This window comes from Rhodanobacter denitrificans, from assembly GCF_000230695.2.
Classification (GTDB): domain Bacteria; phylum Pseudomonadota; class Gammaproteobacteria; order Xanthomonadales; family Rhodanobacteraceae; genus Rhodanobacter; species Rhodanobacter denitrificans.
On the sequence record NC_020541.1, the window covers coordinates 2925881 to 2942642 of the forward strand.

The window sequence follows — 16762 nt, forward strand, 5'->3', positions numbered from 1 at the left end:
CCTATCCAGAGGGATGGAGCGCCATGCACGACGAATCGAGCAACCAACCCGGCCAGTCCGGACAAGCTGCGGAACCGGGCAACCCTGCACGCCGCAACTTCATGAAGACCAGCGCGCTGGCCAGCCTCGCCGGCGCGGCGGGACTGGCGCTGGCGGCCTGCGGCCGCAACGGCGAGCACGCCGGCGTGGACGGCGACGAGCATGAGGACAAGCGCCGACACGAAAAAGGTGAGCACGCAGCGGCTTCCGACCACGTGCCGCCCGGCCAGCTCGACGAGTACTACGGTTTCTGGAGCGGCGGCCAGTCCGGCGAGGTGCGCCTGGTCGGCGTGCCCTCGATGCGCGAGCTGATGCGCATCCCGGTGTTCAATCCCGACTTCACCATCGGCTGGGGTGTCACCAACGAGAGCAAGCGCGTGCTCGGGCCGAACTTCCCGCCCGGCGGCGACTGCCACCACCCGCACATGAGCCAGACCGACGGCCACTACGACGGCCGCTACATCTTCATCAACGACAAGGCGCACACCCGCGTGGCGCGCATCCGCTGCGACGTGATGCGCACCGACCGCATCACCGAGGTACCCAACGTGCAGGCGATCCACGGCCTGCGCGTGCAGCGCGCGCCGCGCACCGGCTACGTGTTCGCTAACGGCGAGTTCCTGGTTCCGGCGCCGAACGACGGCCGCGACCTGGAGGACCCGAAGAAATACCAGACCATGTTCAGCGCGCTCGACGGCGACACCATGGAGGTCGCCTGGCAGGTGCTGGTGGACGGCAACCTGGACAACACCGAGGCCGACTACGCCGGCAAGTACGCGATCTCCACCTGCTACAACAGCGAGGGCGGCATGGACCTGCCCAGCACGATGCAGGCCGAGCGCGACTGGGCGGTGGTGTTCGACATCGCGCGCATCGAGGCGGCGGTGAAGAAGGGCGACTTCAAGACCATCGGCGATTCGAAGGTGCCGGTGCTGGACGGCCGCCACGGCTCCTCGTTCACGCTATACATCCCGATCCCGAAGAACCCGCACGGGATCAACGCCAGCCCCGACGGCAAGTACGTGGTGGCCAACGGCAAGCTCTCGCCCACTGTCACCGTGATGGAGTGGAGCCGCATCGACGACTGGTTCGCCGGCAAGCTCAAGGACCCGCGCGACACCGTGGTGGCCGAGCCCGAACTGGGCCTGGGCCCGTTGCACACCGCCTACGACGGGCGCGGCAACGGCTACACCACGCTATTCATCGACAGCCAGATCGCCAAGTGGAACATCGCCGACGCGATCGCCGCCCACGACGGCAAGAAGGTCAACTACCTGCGCCAGAAGATCGACGTGGCCTACCAGCCCGGCCACTGCCATACCTCGATGGGCGAGACGCGCGACGCCGACGGCAAGTGGCTGGTGTCGCTGAACAAGTTCTCCAAGGACCGCTTCCTGCCCACCGGCCCGCTGCATCCGGACAACGACCAGCTGATCGACATCTCCGGCGAGACCATGAAGCTGGTCGCCGACGGCCCGGTCTACGCCGAGCCGCACGACGTGATCCTGCTGCACCGCCGGCTGCTGATCGACAAGGTCAAGAAGAGCTGGGAGCGCGACGACCCGTTCTTCGCCGAGACGGTGGCGATGGCCAAGCGCCACGGCGTCAACGTGCTGTCCGACAGCAAGGTCATCCGCGAGGGCCGCAAGGTGTTCGTGTACATGACCTCGGCCGCGCCGATCTTCGGCCTGGGCAGCTTCAAGGTGAAGAAAGGCGATGAGGTGACCGTGGTGGTGACCAACATCGACGCGGTGGAGGACGTGAGCCACGGCTTCTGCATCGTCAACTACGGCATCAACATGGAGATCAGCCCCGGCGCCACCGCCTCGGCCACCTTCACCGCCGACAAGGCGGGCGTGTTCTGGTACTACTGCACGTTCTTCTGCCATGCGATGCACATGGAGATGAGCGGGCGGATGCTGGTCGAGGCCTGAACCGCGCCGTGCCGCCGCACCGCGCGGCGGCACGGCCGGATCTTCGCTCGCCATGAATACGCTTCGCTCCCTCGCGGCCCTGCTGCTGGCGCTGTCGCCGGTGCTGCCGGCGCATGCGCACGAGCCGCTGGAACAGGCCGTGGCCGCGGCGGCGCCGGGCGCCACGGTCAGCGTGCCGGCGGGCGTGCACACGGTGCACCTCAAGCTGGACAAACCCGTCACGCTGATCGGCCAGCCCGGCGCGATCCTCGATGGCGGCGGCAGCGGCGACGCCGTGCGCATCGGCGCGTCCGGCGTCACCGTGCGCGGCCTGACCCTGCGCCGCAGCGGCAGCGACCTCACCGCGATGAACGCCGGCATCTTCGTCGAGCGCCAGGCGCGCGACGTCACCATCAGCGGCAACCGCATCGAGGACAGCCTGTTCGGCGTCTACCTCGACGGCGCCGCCGACGTGCGGGTCGAGCGCAACACGATCCGCGGCATGCGCACGTTGCGCGTGGCCGACCGCGGCGACGGCATCCACCTGTGGAACGACACCGGCTGCACCATCGATGGCAACGACATCGCCGGCACGCGCGACGGCATCTACGTCTACGTCAGCCCGCACAACACCATCGCGCGCAACGTGGTGCACGACGTGCGCTACGGCATTCACTACATGTATTCGCAGCACAACCTGCTGCTGGACAACGTCAGCCGCGGCAATCTGGCCGGCTACGCGCTGATGTCGTCCGACCACCTCAAGGTGATCGGCAACACCGCCGAGGACGAGGATTCCTACGGCTTCCTGCTCAACTACATCTCGCACAGCGAGATCGCCGGCAACCAGATACGCCGCATCAACGGCCTGCGCGACACCCAGGGCGGCCTGATCGACGGCACCGAAGGCAAGGGGCTGTTCGTCTACCTGTCGCAGTTCAACACCATCCACGACAACCTCGCCGCCGACTCGCAGATCGGCATCCACGTGACCGCCGGCTCGGAGAACAACCGCCTGTGGGGCAACCGCTTCGTGGACAACCGCATCCAGGTGAAGTACGTGCAGAACCTCGCGCAGGAATGGTCGGCGAACAGCCGCGGCAATTTCTGGAGCGACTACCTCGGCTGGGACCTCGATGCCGACGGCATCGGCGACATTCCGTTCCGTCCCAACGACGGCGTCGACGTGCTGCTGTGGAAATACCCTTCCGCGCGCAACCTGATGTCCAGCCCCGCGGTGCTGCTGCTGCGCTACGTGCAGCGCGCGTTCCCGGTGTTCACGCCACCCTCGGTGCAGGACAGCCACCCGCTGATGAAAGCCCCCCGGTCAAGCCCATGAACCACGCGATCGAATGCGAGGCACTCGCCAAGCGCTACAGCGCACTCGCCGCGCTGGACGGCATCAGCGCCCGCGTGCCGTGCGGCCAGGTGATCGGCCTGCTCGGCCACAACGGCGCCGGCAAGTCCACCCTGATCAAGCTGATCCTCGGCCTGATCGCGCCCAGCGGCGGCCGGCTGCAGGTGCTCGGCCAGTCGCCGTGGCGCGCGCACGCGCTGCGCCGGCGCATCGGCTACCTGCCCGAGAGCGCCACGTTCTACGGCAACCTCAGCGGCCGCGAACTGCTCCACTACCTGGCGCGCCTGAAGCAGGCGCCACGCGAGCAGGTATCCGCCCTGCTCGAACGCGTCGGCCTAGCGCCCGCCGCCGACCGGCGCATCGGCACCTATTCGAAGGGCATGCGCCAGCGTCTGGGCCTGGCGCAGGCGCTGCTCGGTTCGCCCGAGCTGGTGCTGCTGGACGAACCGACCACCGGCCTCGACCCGCAGGCCACCCGCGAGCTGTATCGCATCGTCGGCGAGCTGCGCGCGGACGGCCGCTGCGTGCTGGTCTCCTCGCACCTGCTGGCCGAGCTGGAGCCGCACATCGACGGCGCGCTGATCCTGCGCCAGGGCAAGTTGCTGGCCGCCGGCAGCCTGCACGCGCTGGGCGAACAGGCCGCGTTGCCGGCGCAGGTGCTGCTGCGGCCACGCGAGCAGGCGATGCCCGAGCTGATCGCGCGTCTCGAAAGCGGTGGCCTGTCGGCGCAGCCGCGCCCCGACGGCCGGCTGGAGCTGCAAGTCCCCCGCGCCGGCAAACTGCGCACGTTGCGCGAGCTGCTGGACGACCCGGCGGTCGTCGACGTGGACGTGCGCGAACCCACGCTGGCGCAGCTCTACGACTGGCTCGGCGCCGGCCCGCCGTCACCCGTGCCATCCGCCGTGCAGGTGAACGCATGAACCCGATCCTCACCGTCGCCGCCAAGGAATTCCGCGACGACTTCCGCAACCGCTGGACGGTCGCGCTGACCGTGCTGTTCGCGCTGCTGGCGCTGGGCATCGCCTGGTTCGGCAGCGCCGCCGCCGGCCGGGTCGGCTTCACCTCGTTCGACGCCACGCTGGCCAGCCTGACCACGCTGGGCGCGTTCGTGATCCCGCTGATCGGCCTGCTGATCGCCTACGACACCATCGTCGGCGAGCGCGACGACGGCACCTTGCTGCTGATGCTCAGCTATCCGCTGGCACGCGGCCAGCTGGTGGCCGGCAAGTTCCTTGGCCACTGCGGCGCGTTGGCCGCAGCCACCCTGGCCGGCTTCGGCCTGGCGGTGGCGATCATGCAGTGGATGCAGCCGCCCACGCAGGCACTGCAGGCGTGGCTGCAGATCGGCCGCTTCATCGCGAGTGCCTCGCTGCTGGGCGCCTGCTTCGTCGGGCTGGCCTGCCTGATCAGCGTGCAGACCGCCGACAAGTCGCGCGCCGCCGGCCTGGCGTTGATCGGCTGGCTGGCCAGCGTGGTGCTGTTCGATCTCGCGCTGCTGGCGCTGCTGGTGATCAGCGGCGGCAACCCGGTCGAGCGCGCGGTGTACCCGTACCTGCTGCTGCTCAACCCGGTCGACGTGTTCCGCCTGGTCAACCTCACCGCCTTGGGCGACGGCGCCGGCAACGACCTGCTGACCGGCATGACCGCCCACCACACCTATTCGCCGCTGCTGCTGAGCCTGGTGCTGCTGGGCTGGGCGGCGGCGCCGTTTGCGTGGGCGATGCTTGCGTTCCGGCGCAAGGAAATCTGAAGGAGCCCGCGCATGCACCCGTTGCCGTTGACCGTCATCCGCCGAGCCGGCTTCATGCTCGCGCTGGTCCTGCTCGCCGGCTGCAGCGGCCGCCCGTCGCCCGCCAAGCCCGCGGTCGATACCCACGCGGACGACGCCTGCACCGTCTGCGGCATGTACCTGGACGGCTCGCCCGGCCCGCGTGCGGAAGCCTGGGTCAGTGGCCGCGCCAAGCCGCTGGTGTTCGATTCCACCCGCGACTTTTTCGCCTACGTGCTGCAACCGGAGAACCAGTCCGCGCTGCAGGAACTGTACGTGCAGGACAGCGCACGCATCGACTGGCAGCAGCCCAGCCACGCCGCGGTCAGTTTCATCGACGCGCGCCGTGCCCACTACGTGGCCTGGCAGCCGCTGCCCGGCTCGATGGGACCGACCCTGGCGCCGTTCGCCAGTCACGCGGCGGCGGAAACCTTCGTGCGTGAACATGGCGGCGCCGTACTCGCTTTCGACGAAGTCACGCCCGCGCTGGTGGCCACGCTGGACTACCGCTGCCCCGCCCAGGCCGCCGGCCGTCACGGCGCGCCGCAATGCCTGGCTCCGGCCGCGCCGTCCCTCGGCCTGTCGGCCCATCCGCAACCCGCGTTTCCGCCGGCGTCGCCACCGCCGCCGGCTCACCCACACCCACATCCGTAACGGGAATCCGGAACATGCTCGGACTGAACAGTTTTTCGCACTGGATCGTGCTGCTCGTACTGGTACTGCTGGTGTTCGGCACCGGCAAGCTGCGCCATGCCGGCCGCGACCTCGGCAGTGCCATCGCCGATTTCCGCAAGGGGCTCAAGGGCGGCCCACCGGGCGACACGTTGCCAGCGGCACGGTCGGATGCCGGCGACGAGCCGAGGCCCTGATGCGCTGACCCTTCCTGCGCGAAGCCCGACACAGGGGCTAGCCGGATCGGGTCCCGGTCAGTAGCCGCTCGCACACGGCACGGTACAGCCGCGGCAGCAGTTCCAGCTCATCCAGCGCCACGCACTCGTCCACCTTGTGGATGCTGGCGTTGACCGGGCCAAGCTCCACCACCTCGGCGCCGAGCGGCGCGATGAAGCGGCCATCCGAGGTGCCGCCGCCGGTGCTTTGCTCGGGATCGATGCCGCACAGCTCGCGGCATACCGCCACCACGACTTCGCGCAGCACGCCGCCGGGCGGAGTGAGGAACGGTTCGCCGGACAGGTTCCAGTCCAGCGCGAAGTCCACGCCGTGCCGCTGCAGGATCGCCTCGGTGCGCGCGCGCAGGTCGTCGGCGCGGCTGGCGGTGCCGTAGCGGAAGTTGATCAGCGCGGTGAGTTCGCCGGGAATCACGTTGTTCGCGCCGGTGCCGGCGTTGAGGTTGGAGACCTGGAACGAAGTGGGCGGGAAGTCGGCGTTGCCTTCGTCCCAGCGCGTGGCCGCGAGTTCGGCCAGCGCGGGGGCGAACGCGTGGATCGGATTCGACGCCTTCTCCGGATAGGCCACGTGCCCCTGCACGCCGCGCACGACGAGCGTGCCGGAGAGCGAGCCGCGGCGTCCCACGCGGATCAGGTCGCCCAGTGTTTCCTTCGCCGACGGCTCGCCCACCACGCACCAGTCGATGCGCTCGCCGGTGGCGCGGAAGCGTTCGGCCACCTTGCGCACGCCGTCGAGGTTGGTCGGACCTTCCTCGTCGCTGGTCAGCAGCAGGCCGACCCGGCCGCGATGGTCGGGATGCGCCGCCGCGAACTGCTCCAGCGCCACCACCATCGCCGCCACCGAGCCCTTCATGTCGGCGGTGCCGCGGCCGTATAGACGGCCATCACGCACGGTCGGCTCGAACGGCGGACTCTGCCACGCCGCTTCCGGGCCGCTGGGTACCACGTCGGTATGACCGAGGAAGATCAGCGTGGGACTGCTCGCGCCGTGGGTGGCCCACAAGTTGTCTACCTCGCCGTGGCGCAGGTATTCGATGGCAAAGCCGGCACGCGCCAGCCGCCCACCGACCAGCGGCAGGCAGCCGGCGTCCTCCGGCGTCACCGAACGGCGGCGGATCAGGTCACGGGCGAGTTCGAGCACGTCGGACATGGGATTCACGGAACGGGCGGCAGGCGGCAGGCGCCGGCGCAGCATAGCAAGCGCGGCGGAACGTGCGCCCTCAATCGTCGCACTCCCCATCGTGCTGGCCCAGGAAGAGCAGCGCGGCCAGCAGCACCACCACGAAGCGGAACGCACTGGCCAGGCCGTTCCATTGCGTGGACATCCACATGCCGAACCATTCGCCGCCGATCGCCATGAAGCCGCCCAGCCACAGCAGCACGCCGAGCGTGAGTCCGGCTACGGCGGGCCGCATGGCACGCCGGAACGTCGCCGCGGGCGTGCGGCGCGTGTGCCACAGGCGCCAGGCGCCAGCGCCGCACAACGCGGCGGCCAGCGTTTCGGCGGCAATGATCAGCACGTAGGCGGCGTGCTGCAGCAGCGGCGCGTGGATCGCGCGGTAGTGGATGGCGGCGTCGGGGAAGATCGAATCCATCGCCAGCACGTGCTGCACGAAGGCGAGGTTGCTGCCGTAGTCGGTAAGGTTGCCGAACGCGACCAGCCCCAGCCACAGCGCGATCGTCGCCACCAGCGCGATCTTCGAGAGGCGCAGCGTCATGTCAACGCCCGAACAGCTTCTTGAAGCCGTTGTCGCTGAAGCCCACGCTTACCGTGCCGTCCGGCAGCAGCACCACCGGACGGCGGATCAGCGCGGGATATTCCTTCAGCAGCAAGGTCCACTCCGGGTCGCTGCCGGGGTTCTTGCGTTGCGGCAGCAGGTTGCGCCAGGTGGTGGAGGACCTGTTGACCAGCTGCTCCCAGCCGCCGAGCTGCGCCGCCCAGTGTTTCAGCGTCGCCGCCGGCACCGGGGTGGCGCGGTAGTCGACGAAATCGTGCGCCACGTCGAAGCGGGCCAGCCAGTTGCGCGCCTTGCGGCAGGTGTCGCAGGTCGGCAATCCGTACAGGGAGGGTTTCATTCGCCGCTCCTGAGCAAGTCGTTGATGCTGGTCTTGCCGCGGGTCTTCGCGTCCACCTGCTTGACGATGACCGCCGCGTACAGGCTGTGACTGCCGTCCTTCGCCGGCAGGCTGCCGGCGACCACCACACTGCCGGCCGGCACCCGGCCGTAGCTGACCTCGCCGGTCATGCGGTTGTAGATGCGGGTGGACTGGCCGAGGAACACGCCCATGCCGATCACGCTGCCCTTCTCCACCACCACGCCCTCGACCACTTCCGAGCGCGCGCCGATGAAGCAGCCATCCTCGATGATGGTGGGGTTGGCCTGCAGCGGCTCCAGCACGCCGCCGATGCCGACGCCGCCGGACAGGTGCACGCCGGCGCCGATCTGCGCGCAGGAGCCGACCGTGGCCCAGGTGTCGACCATGCTGCCAGCGCCGACGTAGGCGCCGATGTTGACGTAGCTGGGCATCAGCACCGCGTCCTTCGCGATGTGCGCGCCGCGGCGCACCAGCGCGCCGGGCACCACGCGCGCACCGAGCTGCTGCAGTTCGGCGTCGTTGCCGTGGGCGAAGCGCAGCGGCACCTTGTCGAAGGCCTGCGCCGGGCCGCCGTCGACCACGCGGTTGTCGTTGATGCGGAAGTACAGCAGCACCGCCTTCTTGAGCCACTGGTTTACCGTCCAGTCGCCGTGGCCGTCCGGCTCGGCGACGCGGCGCTCGCCCGATTCGAGCAGGTCCAGCACCTGGCCGATGGCCGGCCGCAGGTGGGTCTCGATTTCGGCCTGGGTGAGCGCATGGCGACGCTCGAAGGCGTCGTCGATCAGGGTTTCGATGGCTTGCATGGGACTCGTTCGCTTGGGGCCGGGACGGCGGCCACGGCAGGGTTCGGCCATCCGCGATGGCGGGTGCGCCATTCTTCCACAGCCGGCCCGCACGCCGCGAATCGGAGCCCGGCCAGGCGGGGGCGCAAGATTCCATTTTCACCGTGCCAAGACGAGAGCCGTGCCCATCATGCGCCAAGGCCCGCGACCGCCCCGCGGCGCCCCTCCGCCAACCCGCCCCGGGGGGATCACGACATGCGCGAACAGATCAACGAGGGTTCCATGGTTTTCATCGCCGACGGCAGCGAAGGCATCGGCTCCGTCCGCGAGATCCGGCACGGGCTGCCCGAGCTGCTCGTCTACATCGAGAACGCCGGTGATTTCGTGGTGCCGATGTCGGCCGTCAAGGCGATCCACTCCGGCAAGATCGTTCTGGACTTCGACCACCTGGACCTGCGCCTGCGCAACGCCATCCGCCATGCGCGCGATTCGGAGGACCCGAACTACATCTCACCTTCGTCGGAGGATGAATAGGGAATGTACCCGTCGGCCCGTCGCCGGCGGCAAGCGCGGGTTTGCCGATACGATGGGGCTTTCCGTGGAAGGGTCGCTCGCGCCGCATGACCGACAAAGACGAGGACGGGCTCAACCGGCAACTCGACCGTTTCGAGCGGGAACTGCCGCCAGGCATCGGCCGCAGCCTGCGCTGGTTGCGCGAACCGTCGGCGCGCTGGGTACGCCTTCCAGTGGGGTTGCTGCTCATCGGCGGCGGCATCTTCAGCATCCTGCCGGTCCTGGGCCTGTGGATGCTGCCGCTCGGCCTGCTGCTGCTGACGCAGGATCTGCCCTTCCTGCGCCGCCCGATGCGACGCGCGCTGCTGTGGGCGGAACGGCGCTGGGTACGGTGGAAGCAGTCCCGCCGCCCGCCGCAAGGCAGGGACTGAAACCCGTTTCCCGATGGGTATATGGTTCGTTTGCGTGTTGGTTGCGTGCCAAAAAGCAAAAAGGCCACCCGGTAAAGATGGCCTAAGTGCTTGATATATTGGTGGGCGGTACAAGGATCGAACTTGTGACCCCTACCATGTCAAGGTAGTGCTCTACCGCTGAGCTAACCGCCCGTATCGCGCTTGACCAGCCACGCGAGCCGCGCAGTATACGGCAGCCGCCGGTGCTCGACAATATCCCGCCGGCCATGCCGCTGCCGGCTCAGCGCAAGGCCTGCTCGCGCAACTGGTGGATCTGGTCGCGCAGGCGAGCCGCATCCTCGAACTCGAGGTTCTGCGCGTGCTTGTACATCTGCGCCTCCAGCTTCTTCAGCAGGCCTGCCGCCTGCGGCGCGCTGAGTCCCGCGTAATCGGCCGCCTGTTCGGCCACGGCAGCGCGCCCGCGCGCGGATGACTTGCCGCCGCGGCGATTGCCGACCTCGCTGCGCGCGCCTTCCATGATGTCGGCGATGCGCCGCACGATGGTGGTCGGGGTGATGCCCTGCTGCAGATTCCACGCCACCTGTTTCTCGCGGCGGCGGGCGGTCTCGCCCATCGCCGCCTGCATCGAGCGGGTGACGTTGTCGGCGTACAGGATCGCCTTGCCGCGCACGTTGCGGGCAGCGCGGCCGATGGTCTGGATCAGCGAACCGGTGGAACGCAGGAAGCCTTCCTTGTCGGCGTCGAGCACCGCCACCAGCGACACCTCGGGCATGTCCAGCCCCTCGCGCAGCAGATTGATGCCGACCAGCACGTCGAATTCGCCCAGACGCAGGTCGCGGATGATCTCGCTGCGCTCGACCGTCTCGATGTCCGAATGCAGGTAACGCACCTTCACGTCGTGCTCGGCCAGATATTCGGTGAGATTCTCGGCCATGCGCTTGGTCAGCGTGGTGACCAGCACGCGGTCACCGATCGCCACGCGCTTGTGCACTTCGCTGAGCAGGTCGTCGACCTGGGTGCGCACCGGACGCACCTCGACTTCCGGGTCGACCAGGCCGGTCGGGCGCACCACCAGCTCGGTCACCGCGTCGCCGGATTTGTGCAGCTCGTAATCGCGCGGCGTAGCGGAGACGTAGATCGCGCGCGGCACGCGTGCCTCCCATTCCTCGAAGCGCAGCGGCCGGTTGTCCATCGCCGACGGCAGGCGGAAACCGAACTCCACCAGGGTTTCCTTGCGCGAGCGGTCGCCCTTGTACATCGCGCCCAGCTGCGGCACGGTGACGTGCGACTCGTCGACCACCAGCAGCCCGTCGGCCGGCAGGTAGTCGAACAGCGTGGGTGGCGGCTCGCCCGGCGCGCGCCGGGTCAGGTGGCGCGAGTAGTTTTCGATGCCCTGGCAGTAGCCCACCTCGGCCATCATCTCCAGGTCGAAGCGGGTGCGCTGTTCCAGCCGCTGTGCCTCGACCAGCTTGTTTTCGCGATACAGATATTCCAGCCGCTCCTTCAGCTCGACCTTGATCGTCTCGATCGCGTTCAGCACGCTCTCGCGCGTCGAGGCGTAATGCGTGCGCGGATAGACCGTGTAGCGCGGTATCTTGCGGATCGTCTCGCCGGTGAGCGGGTCGAACAGCGCCATGTCCTCCACTTCGCCGTCGAACAGTTCGATGCGCAGCGCCTCGGTTTCCGATTCGGCCGGGAACACATCGATGATCTCGCCGCGTACGCGGTAGGTACCACGGCGCAATTCCATCTCGTTGCGGGTGTACTGCAGCTCGGTCAGCTGGTGGATCAGCTTGCGCTGGTCGATCCGCTCGCCCTTGGCCAGGATCAGCCGCAGGCTCAGGTAGTCCTCCGGATTGCCCAGGCCATAGATCGCCGACACCGTGGCCACGATGATCGAATCCCGCCGCGATAGCAGCGCCTTGGTCGCCGACAGCCGCATCTGCTCGATGTGCTCGTTGATCGAGGCATCCTTCTCGATGAAGGTGTCCGACGCCACCACGTAGGCTTCCGGCTGGTAGTAGTCGTAGTAGCTGACGAAGTACTCCACCGCGTTGTGCGGGAAAAACTCGCGGAACTCGCCGTACAGCTGCGCGGCCAGCGTCTTGTTCGGCGCCATCACGATGGTCGGGCACTGCACCCGCTCGATCACGTTGGCGATGGTGTAGGTCTTGCCCGAACCGGTGACGCCCAGCAGGGTCTGCGCGGCCAGGCCGGCCTCGAAACCTTCGGTGAGGCGGGCGATCGCCTGCGGCTGGTCGCCGGAAGGCTGGTAGGGGGCGACGAGTTCGAAGCGGTCGGTCATCGGCTACAGATGTGGGTGGGATGGCGCATTTTAAATCGCCCCTGCTGACAGCACGCGTCAGCAGGCACCGACACCCGGATGGCGGGCGGACGGCTGCCCGGACGAAGGCCGCGCCCTAGCATGCCTCTCCGGGACCATGCAGGAGGCGATGCCGTGTCGATGTCAAGGAATCCCAGGCCGCTGCGCCGGCAACGCGGAGTGACCCTGATCGAGCAGATCATGGTGCTGGCCATCATCGCGGTGCTCATCGGCATCGCCGCGCCGCCCTTGCGGCAACTGCTGAGCCGCAACACGCTGCGGGTCGCCCAGACCGATTTCATCGCCGTCCTGCGGCACGCCCGCGAGACGGCAGTGATGAGCGGCAAACGCACGCTGCTGTGTCCCACCCGGGACGGCAGCCGCTGCAGCGATACCACCAGCTGGGAGAGTGGCTGGCTGCTCGGTCGTGACGGCGACGGCGACGACCAGCCCGACGGCAGCCCCTTGCGCGTCGGCAGCGGCTACGGGGGCAAGCTGCTCATTCGCAGCAGCAGCGGCCGGCATGTCGTGCGCTTCCGCCCCGACGGCAGCGCCAGCGGCAGCAATATCACCCTGCTGTTCTGCCAGCCGTCCCGCGCAGCCGACGCCCTGGCCGTGGCGGTTTCCAACGCCGGTCGTATCCGCGGCGCGCCCGCCAATACCGCCCAGGTCGCCAGCTGTGCCCAGCTGAACTGAGCCATGGCGGCGCCATCCGCATGACGGCATGGCATTCCCTTGACTCCGATCAACACCCGGGCGCGCCGCTGCGCACATGCTGTGCTCCGACTCCCCGAGCAGGCATGCCCATGGACAGACTGAGCGGCAAGGTGGCGCTGGTGACCGGCGCAGCCATGGGCATCGGTGCGGCCTGCGTGCGCCGCCTGCTGGAAGCGGGCGCGCGAGTGGCCCTGGTCGACCTGCACGACGGGCCGGGGCAACAGCTGGCGGCGGAGTTCGGCGACGCCGCACGCTACTTCCATGCCGACGTCTCGGTGGAAGCCGAGGTAGCCGCGGCGGTCGCCGCCACCGTAGCCGCGTTTGGACGGCTGGACGTCCTGGTCAACAACGCGGGCATCGCCGGCGCGAACAAGCCCACCCACGAGCTCAGCGAGGCCGAATGGGACCGGGTACAGGCGATCAACGTGAAGGGCGTATTCTTCTGCACCAAGCACGCGATCGCGCCGTTGCGCGCAGCCGGCGGCGGCAGCATCGTCAACCTGTCGTCGATCTACGGCCTGGTTGGCGCGGCCGACTCGCCGCCCTACCATGCGTCCAAGGGTGCGGTGCGGCTGATGAGCAAGACCGACGCGATGCTGTACGCCGCCGATCGCATACGGGTCAATTCGATCCACCCCGGCTTCATCTGGACGCCGATGGTGGAGCAGCACATCGCCTCGATGGGCGGCGACCCCGCACAGCATCGGCGCGAAACCGGCGCACTGCATCCGCTGGGCCACATGGGTGAGCCGGACGACATCGCCTGGGGCGTGGTCTACCTGGCTTCCGACGAATCGAAATTCGTGACCGGCAGCGAGCTGGTCATCGATGGCGGGTATACCTGCCGCTGATCTTCCCGAGCAAGAGGAGTTCACCATGTTCAAACACATCCTGCTGCCCACCGACGGTTCCGAGCTGTCCATGCGGGCGGTCGACACCGGCATCGAGCTGGCCGCCAAGCTCGGCGCCCGCGTGTATGCGTTCCACGTCATCGCCCCCTTCCCTGCCTCGGTCTACTTCGCCGAGTTCGTCGTGGCCAACGAGCCGAGCTATACCCGCGAAGCCATCGCCAACGGCGAACGCTACCTGGCCGACGTGCGCCAGCGTGCGCAGGCTGCCGGGGTTCCGTGCGAGGGCAGTTACGAGATCGACGCCCGCCCCTATTCGGCCATCGTCGGCGTCGCCCGCAAACAACAGTGCGACCTGATCGTGATGGCCTCGCACGGCTGGCGCGGCTTCGACCGCCTGCTGCTGGGCAGCGAGACGCACAAGGTGATCCTCAACGGCGATTTGCCGGTGCTGGTGTGCCGCTGAGCAGCGATACCGGCGGGGGCGGTCAGCGAGTCGACGCATGAGCGAAGCACCCCCCCGACTGGCCGGCCGTCCCGGCCTCGATCCGGCCGAGGCCGCGCGGCGGCTGGCCGAACATGGCCCCAACCTGCTGCCGGGCAGCACGCCGAAGAGCCTGTTCGGGATCGTCCGCGGCGTGCTGACCGAACCGATGTTCCTGATGCTGCTGGTCGCCGGCGGTCTGTACCTGGCACTGGGCGACCGGGCCGAAGCGGCGTTCCTGCTGTCGGCCGTATTCGTGGTCATCGGCATCACGCTGATGCAGGAACGCAAGACCCAGCGGGCGCTGGAGTCATTGCGTGAGCTGTCCGCGCCGCGTGCGCTGGTGCTCCGCGGCGGCGAGGAAATCCGCGTGCCCGGTCGCGATGTGGTGGTCGGCGACCTGCTGGTCTTGCACGAGGGCGACCGCATCGCCGCCGATGCGCTGCTGCTGGACGGTCACCTGGACGTCAACGAGTCGCTGCTCACCGGCGAGGCGGTGCCGGTGACCAAACTGCCGGGTGCGGAGGCCGGCCAGCTGTTCGCCAGCACCGTGGTGACCAAGGGTGTCGGCGTCGCCGAGGCCCATGCCGTCGCCGGATTCACCGCGGTCGGCCGCATCGGGCAGGCGCTCAGCACCACCGTCGAACCCGTCTCCGGCCTGCAGCTGGCTTCGCGCCGGCTGATCCGCCAGCTCGCCACCGGCGGACTGCTGCTGGCCACGGCGTATGCGCTGCTCGGCTGGCTGTGGGACGGCCACGGCCTGCTGCAGAGCGTGCTGGCCGGCATCGCGCTGACCATGGCGATCCTGCCCGAGGAGATCCCGGTGATCCTCACCGTGTTCCTCGCACTCGGCGCGTGGCGGATATCCCGGCACAAGGTGCTGACCCGCCGCATACCCGCGGTGGAAACGCTGGGCGCGATCTCGGTGCTGGCGGTGGACAAGACCGGCACGCTGACGCAGAACCGCATGCAGGTGGCCGAACTGGACCTGGTCGGCGACACCTTCCGCGACGCCGGCGCCGACGAGCTGCCCGAGCCGTTCCACGAGCTGGTCGAGTTCGCCATGCTGGCGACGCCGGCCGATCCGTTCGACCCGATGGAAAAGGCGATCCAGCAGTTCGGGCTGGGTTGGCTCACCGACACCGAACACGTGCACGCCGAGTGGGCGCCGGAATTCGAATACGCGCTGTCGCCGGACATCCTGGCAATGACCCGGGTGTTCCGCGGCGACGCGCGCGACGCGCACCTGCTGGCCACCAAGGGCGCGCCGGAGGCGGTGATCGACCTGTGCCACCTGGACGCCGGGCAGGCCGCCGCGATCCTGCAGCGGGTCGAGGCAATGGCCGAGCGCGGCCTGCGCGTGCTCGGCGTGGCGCGCGGCGAGTGGCAGGGTGCCGCTTGGCCGCGCGGCCAGCACGACTTCGACTTCCGCTTCCTCGGCCTGCTGGGCTTCGTCGACCCGCCGCGCCCGGAAGTGCCGGCGGCGATCGCCGAATGCCGCGGTGCCGGCGTGCGCGTCATCATGATGACCGGCGACCACCCGGCCACCGCGCGCGCCATCGCGCGCGAGGTGGGGCTGAGCGAACGCGCCGAGGTGATCACCGGCGCGGAGTTGGCCATGCTGGACGACGCCGCGCTGGGCGAGCGCCTGCGCCACGTCGACCTGTGCGCGCGGCTCCAGCCCGAACAGAAACTGCGTCTGGTGCAACTGCTGCGCGCAGACGGCGAGGTGGTGGCGATGACCGGCGACGGCGTCAACGACGCGCCCGCGCTGAAGGCCGCCGACGTCGGCATCGCGATGGGCGAGCGCGGCACCGACGTGGCGCGCGAGGCGGCGGCGCTGGTGCTGCTGGACGACAGCTTCGCCAGCATCGTCAGCGCGATCCGCCAGGGCCGGCGCATCTACGACAACATCACCAAGGCCACCCGCTTCGTGTTCGCCGTGCACATGCCGATCATCGCGCTGGCGCTGGTGCCGACCCTGCTGCACTGGCCGGTGCTGCTGATGCCGGTGCACATCGTGCTGCTGGAGCTGTTGATCGACCCGGCCTGCTCCGTGGTCTACGAGGCCGACCCGGCCGCGGACGACATCATGCAGCGGCCGCCGCGTGTGCCGTCGGACTCGCCGTTCGCCGCCGCCAACCTGCGCTACGCGGTGATCCAGGGGCTCGGCTTTGCCGGCCTGCTGCTGCTCGGCTACGGTCTGCTGCTCGGTCAGGGCCTGGACGCGGCGCAAAGCCGCAGCGCGGTGTTCATTGCGCTGGTCGCCGGACTGTTCCTGCTGACCCTGGCCAATCGTGACCTGTCCCGCCCCGCCTTCAGTCGCATGCCGGCGCGCAACCCCTGGCTGCCGCGGATGTTCGGCGCGGTGGCGCTGATGCTGGCGGCCGTGGTCGGGCTGCCGTTCCTGCGCGGCGTGATGGGCTTGGCGGTGCCGGGCGCACTCGCCCTGCTCGCCACCGCCGGCATGCTGGCCGCCGCCGTCGTCTGGCTGGAACTGCTGCGCCGCGCGGCACCCGGCGTGGCGCGAAAGGCCGCGGCGCGCTGAGACGGCCACGTCGCACCGCCGAGGGTGCGGGCTCCCGCGCGCCAGCGCCGCCCTG

Annotated in this window: 17 protein-coding genes and 1 tRNA gene; 12 read left to right on the forward strand and 6 right to left on the reverse strand. The window is 69.1% G+C overall.

Going from position 1 to position 16762, the window contains the following annotated elements; all coding sequences use genetic code 11:
- The first annotated feature begins 23 nt into the window (after nt 1-23).
- The 6 genes from nosZ to tatA are packed head-to-tail and all read left to right on the forward strand — an operon-like array spanning nt 24 to nt 5946.
- Entirely contained in the window at nt 24-1973 is a 1950-nt protein-coding gene (gene nosZ, locus R2APBS1_RS13465; RefSeq protein WP_015448325.1) for a TAT-dependent nitrous-oxide reductase, read from the forward strand.
- 52 nt (nt 1974-2025) lie between these two features.
- The gene (locus R2APBS1_RS13470; RefSeq protein ID WP_015448326.1) at nt 2026-3291 is read left to right on the forward strand and encodes a nitrous oxide reductase family maturation protein NosD; all 1266 of its coding nucleotides are present in this window, start codon (nt 2026-2028) and stop codon (nt 3289-3291) included.
- The gene (locus R2APBS1_RS13475; protein WP_015448327.1) at nt 3288-4229 is read left to right on the forward strand and encodes an ABC transporter ATP-binding protein; all 942 of its coding nucleotides are present in this window, start codon (nt 3288-3290) and stop codon (nt 4227-4229) included. The genes R2APBS1_RS13470 and R2APBS1_RS13475 overlap by 4 nt, the downstream gene beginning before the upstream one ends.
- Nucleotides 4226-5059 (forward strand): ABC transporter permease, encoded by an 834-nt coding sequence (locus R2APBS1_RS13480; protein WP_015448328.1) that lies wholly within the window; start codon nt 4226-4228, stop codon nt 5057-5059. The genes R2APBS1_RS13475 and R2APBS1_RS13480 overlap by 4 nt, the downstream gene beginning before the upstream one ends.
- 12 nt (nt 5060-5071) lie before the next feature.
- Nucleotides 5072-5731 (forward strand): nitrous oxide reductase accessory protein NosL, encoded by a 660-nt coding sequence (locus R2APBS1_RS13485; protein WP_015448329.1) that lies wholly within the window; start codon nt 5072-5074, stop codon nt 5729-5731.
- Between the two features lie 14 nt (nt 5732-5745).
- A complete protein-coding gene (gene tatA / locus R2APBS1_RS13490) occupies nt 5746-5946 on the forward strand; it encodes a twin-arginine translocase TatA/TatE family subunit (RefSeq protein ID WP_015448330.1) in 201 nt (66 codons plus the stop codon).
- A 37-nt stretch (nt 5947-5983) separates the two neighbouring features.
- Here tatA and dapE read toward each other — a convergent pair whose 3' ends face one another.
- From dapE to dapD, 4 genes are all read right to left on the reverse strand, one after another.
- Nucleotides 5984-7132, reverse strand: a complete 1149-nt coding sequence (gene dapE / locus R2APBS1_RS13495) for a succinyl-diaminopimelate desuccinylase (RefSeq protein WP_015448331.1) — start codon at nt 7130-7132, stop codon at nt 5984-5986.
- A gap of 70 nt (nt 7133-7202) precedes the next feature.
- Nucleotides 7203-7700, reverse strand: a complete 498-nt coding sequence (locus R2APBS1_RS13500) for a DUF2165 family protein (RefSeq protein ID WP_007507655.1) — start codon at nt 7698-7700, stop codon at nt 7203-7205.
- Between the two features lies 1 nt (nt 7701).
- Nucleotides 7702-8058, reverse strand: coding sequence for a Spx/MgsR family RNA polymerase-binding regulatory protein (locus R2APBS1_RS13505; protein WP_015448332.1), 357 nt, complete (start codon nt 8056-8058; stop codon nt 7702-7704).
- On the reverse strand, nt 8055-8882 hold the full coding sequence (gene dapD / locus R2APBS1_RS13510) for a 2,3,4,5-tetrahydropyridine-2,6-dicarboxylate N-succinyltransferase (protein ID WP_007507650.1): 828 nt from the start codon (nt 8880-8882) through the stop codon (nt 8055-8057). Before dapD ends, R2APBS1_RS13505 begins: the two co-directional genes overlap by 4 nt.
- A gap of 234 nt (nt 8883-9116) precedes the next feature.
- Between dapD and R2APBS1_RS13515 the strand changes: the two genes are divergently transcribed.
- Nucleotides 9117-9395 carry a hypothetical protein gene (locus R2APBS1_RS13515; protein ID WP_015448333.1) on the forward strand — a complete coding sequence of 93 codons (279 nt, stop codon included), beginning with the start codon at nt 9117-9119 and terminating at the stop codon, nt 9393-9395.
- Nucleotides 9396-9481: 86 nt separating this feature from the next.
- Nucleotides 9482-9805 (forward strand): hypothetical protein, encoded by a 324-nt coding sequence (locus R2APBS1_RS13520; protein WP_015448334.1) that lies wholly within the window; start codon nt 9482-9484, stop codon nt 9803-9805.
- Between the two features lie 99 nt (nt 9806-9904).
- Here the strand turns inward: R2APBS1_RS13520 and R2APBS1_RS13525 are convergent.
- Nucleotides 9905-9979 (reverse strand) — tRNA-Val (locus R2APBS1_RS13525).
- 88 nt (nt 9980-10067) lie between these two features.
- Nucleotides 10068-12092, reverse strand: coding sequence for an excinuclease ABC subunit UvrB (gene uvrB, locus R2APBS1_RS13530; protein ID WP_015448335.1), 2025 nt, complete (start codon nt 12090-12092; stop codon nt 10068-10070).
- A gap of 198 nt (nt 12093-12290) precedes the next feature.
- Between uvrB and R2APBS1_RS13535 the strand changes: the two genes are divergently transcribed.
- The 4 genes from R2APBS1_RS13535 to R2APBS1_RS13550 all read left to right on the forward strand — a co-directional run bounded on the left by R2APBS1_RS13535 (nt 12291) and on the right by R2APBS1_RS13550 (nt 16707).
- The gene (locus R2APBS1_RS13535) at nt 12291-12806 is read left to right on the forward strand and encodes a GspH/FimT family pseudopilin (protein WP_027484405.1); all 516 of its coding nucleotides are present in this window, start codon (nt 12291-12293) and stop codon (nt 12804-12806) included.
- Nucleotides 12807-12916: 110 nt separating this feature from the next.
- On the forward strand, nt 12917-13678 hold the full coding sequence (locus R2APBS1_RS13540) for a glucose 1-dehydrogenase (RefSeq protein WP_007507639.1): 762 nt from the start codon (nt 12917-12919) through the stop codon (nt 13676-13678).
- 25 nt (nt 13679-13703) lie between these two features.
- Nucleotides 13704-14141, forward strand: coding sequence for a universal stress protein (locus R2APBS1_RS13545; RefSeq protein ID WP_007507635.1), 438 nt, complete (start codon nt 13704-13706; stop codon nt 14139-14141).
- Between the two features lie 37 nt (nt 14142-14178).
- Nucleotides 14179-16707 (forward strand): cation-translocating P-type ATPase, encoded by a 2529-nt coding sequence (locus R2APBS1_RS13550; RefSeq protein ID WP_015448337.1) that lies wholly within the window; start codon nt 14179-14181, stop codon nt 16705-16707.
- Nucleotides 16708-16762 lie beyond the last annotated feature (55 nt).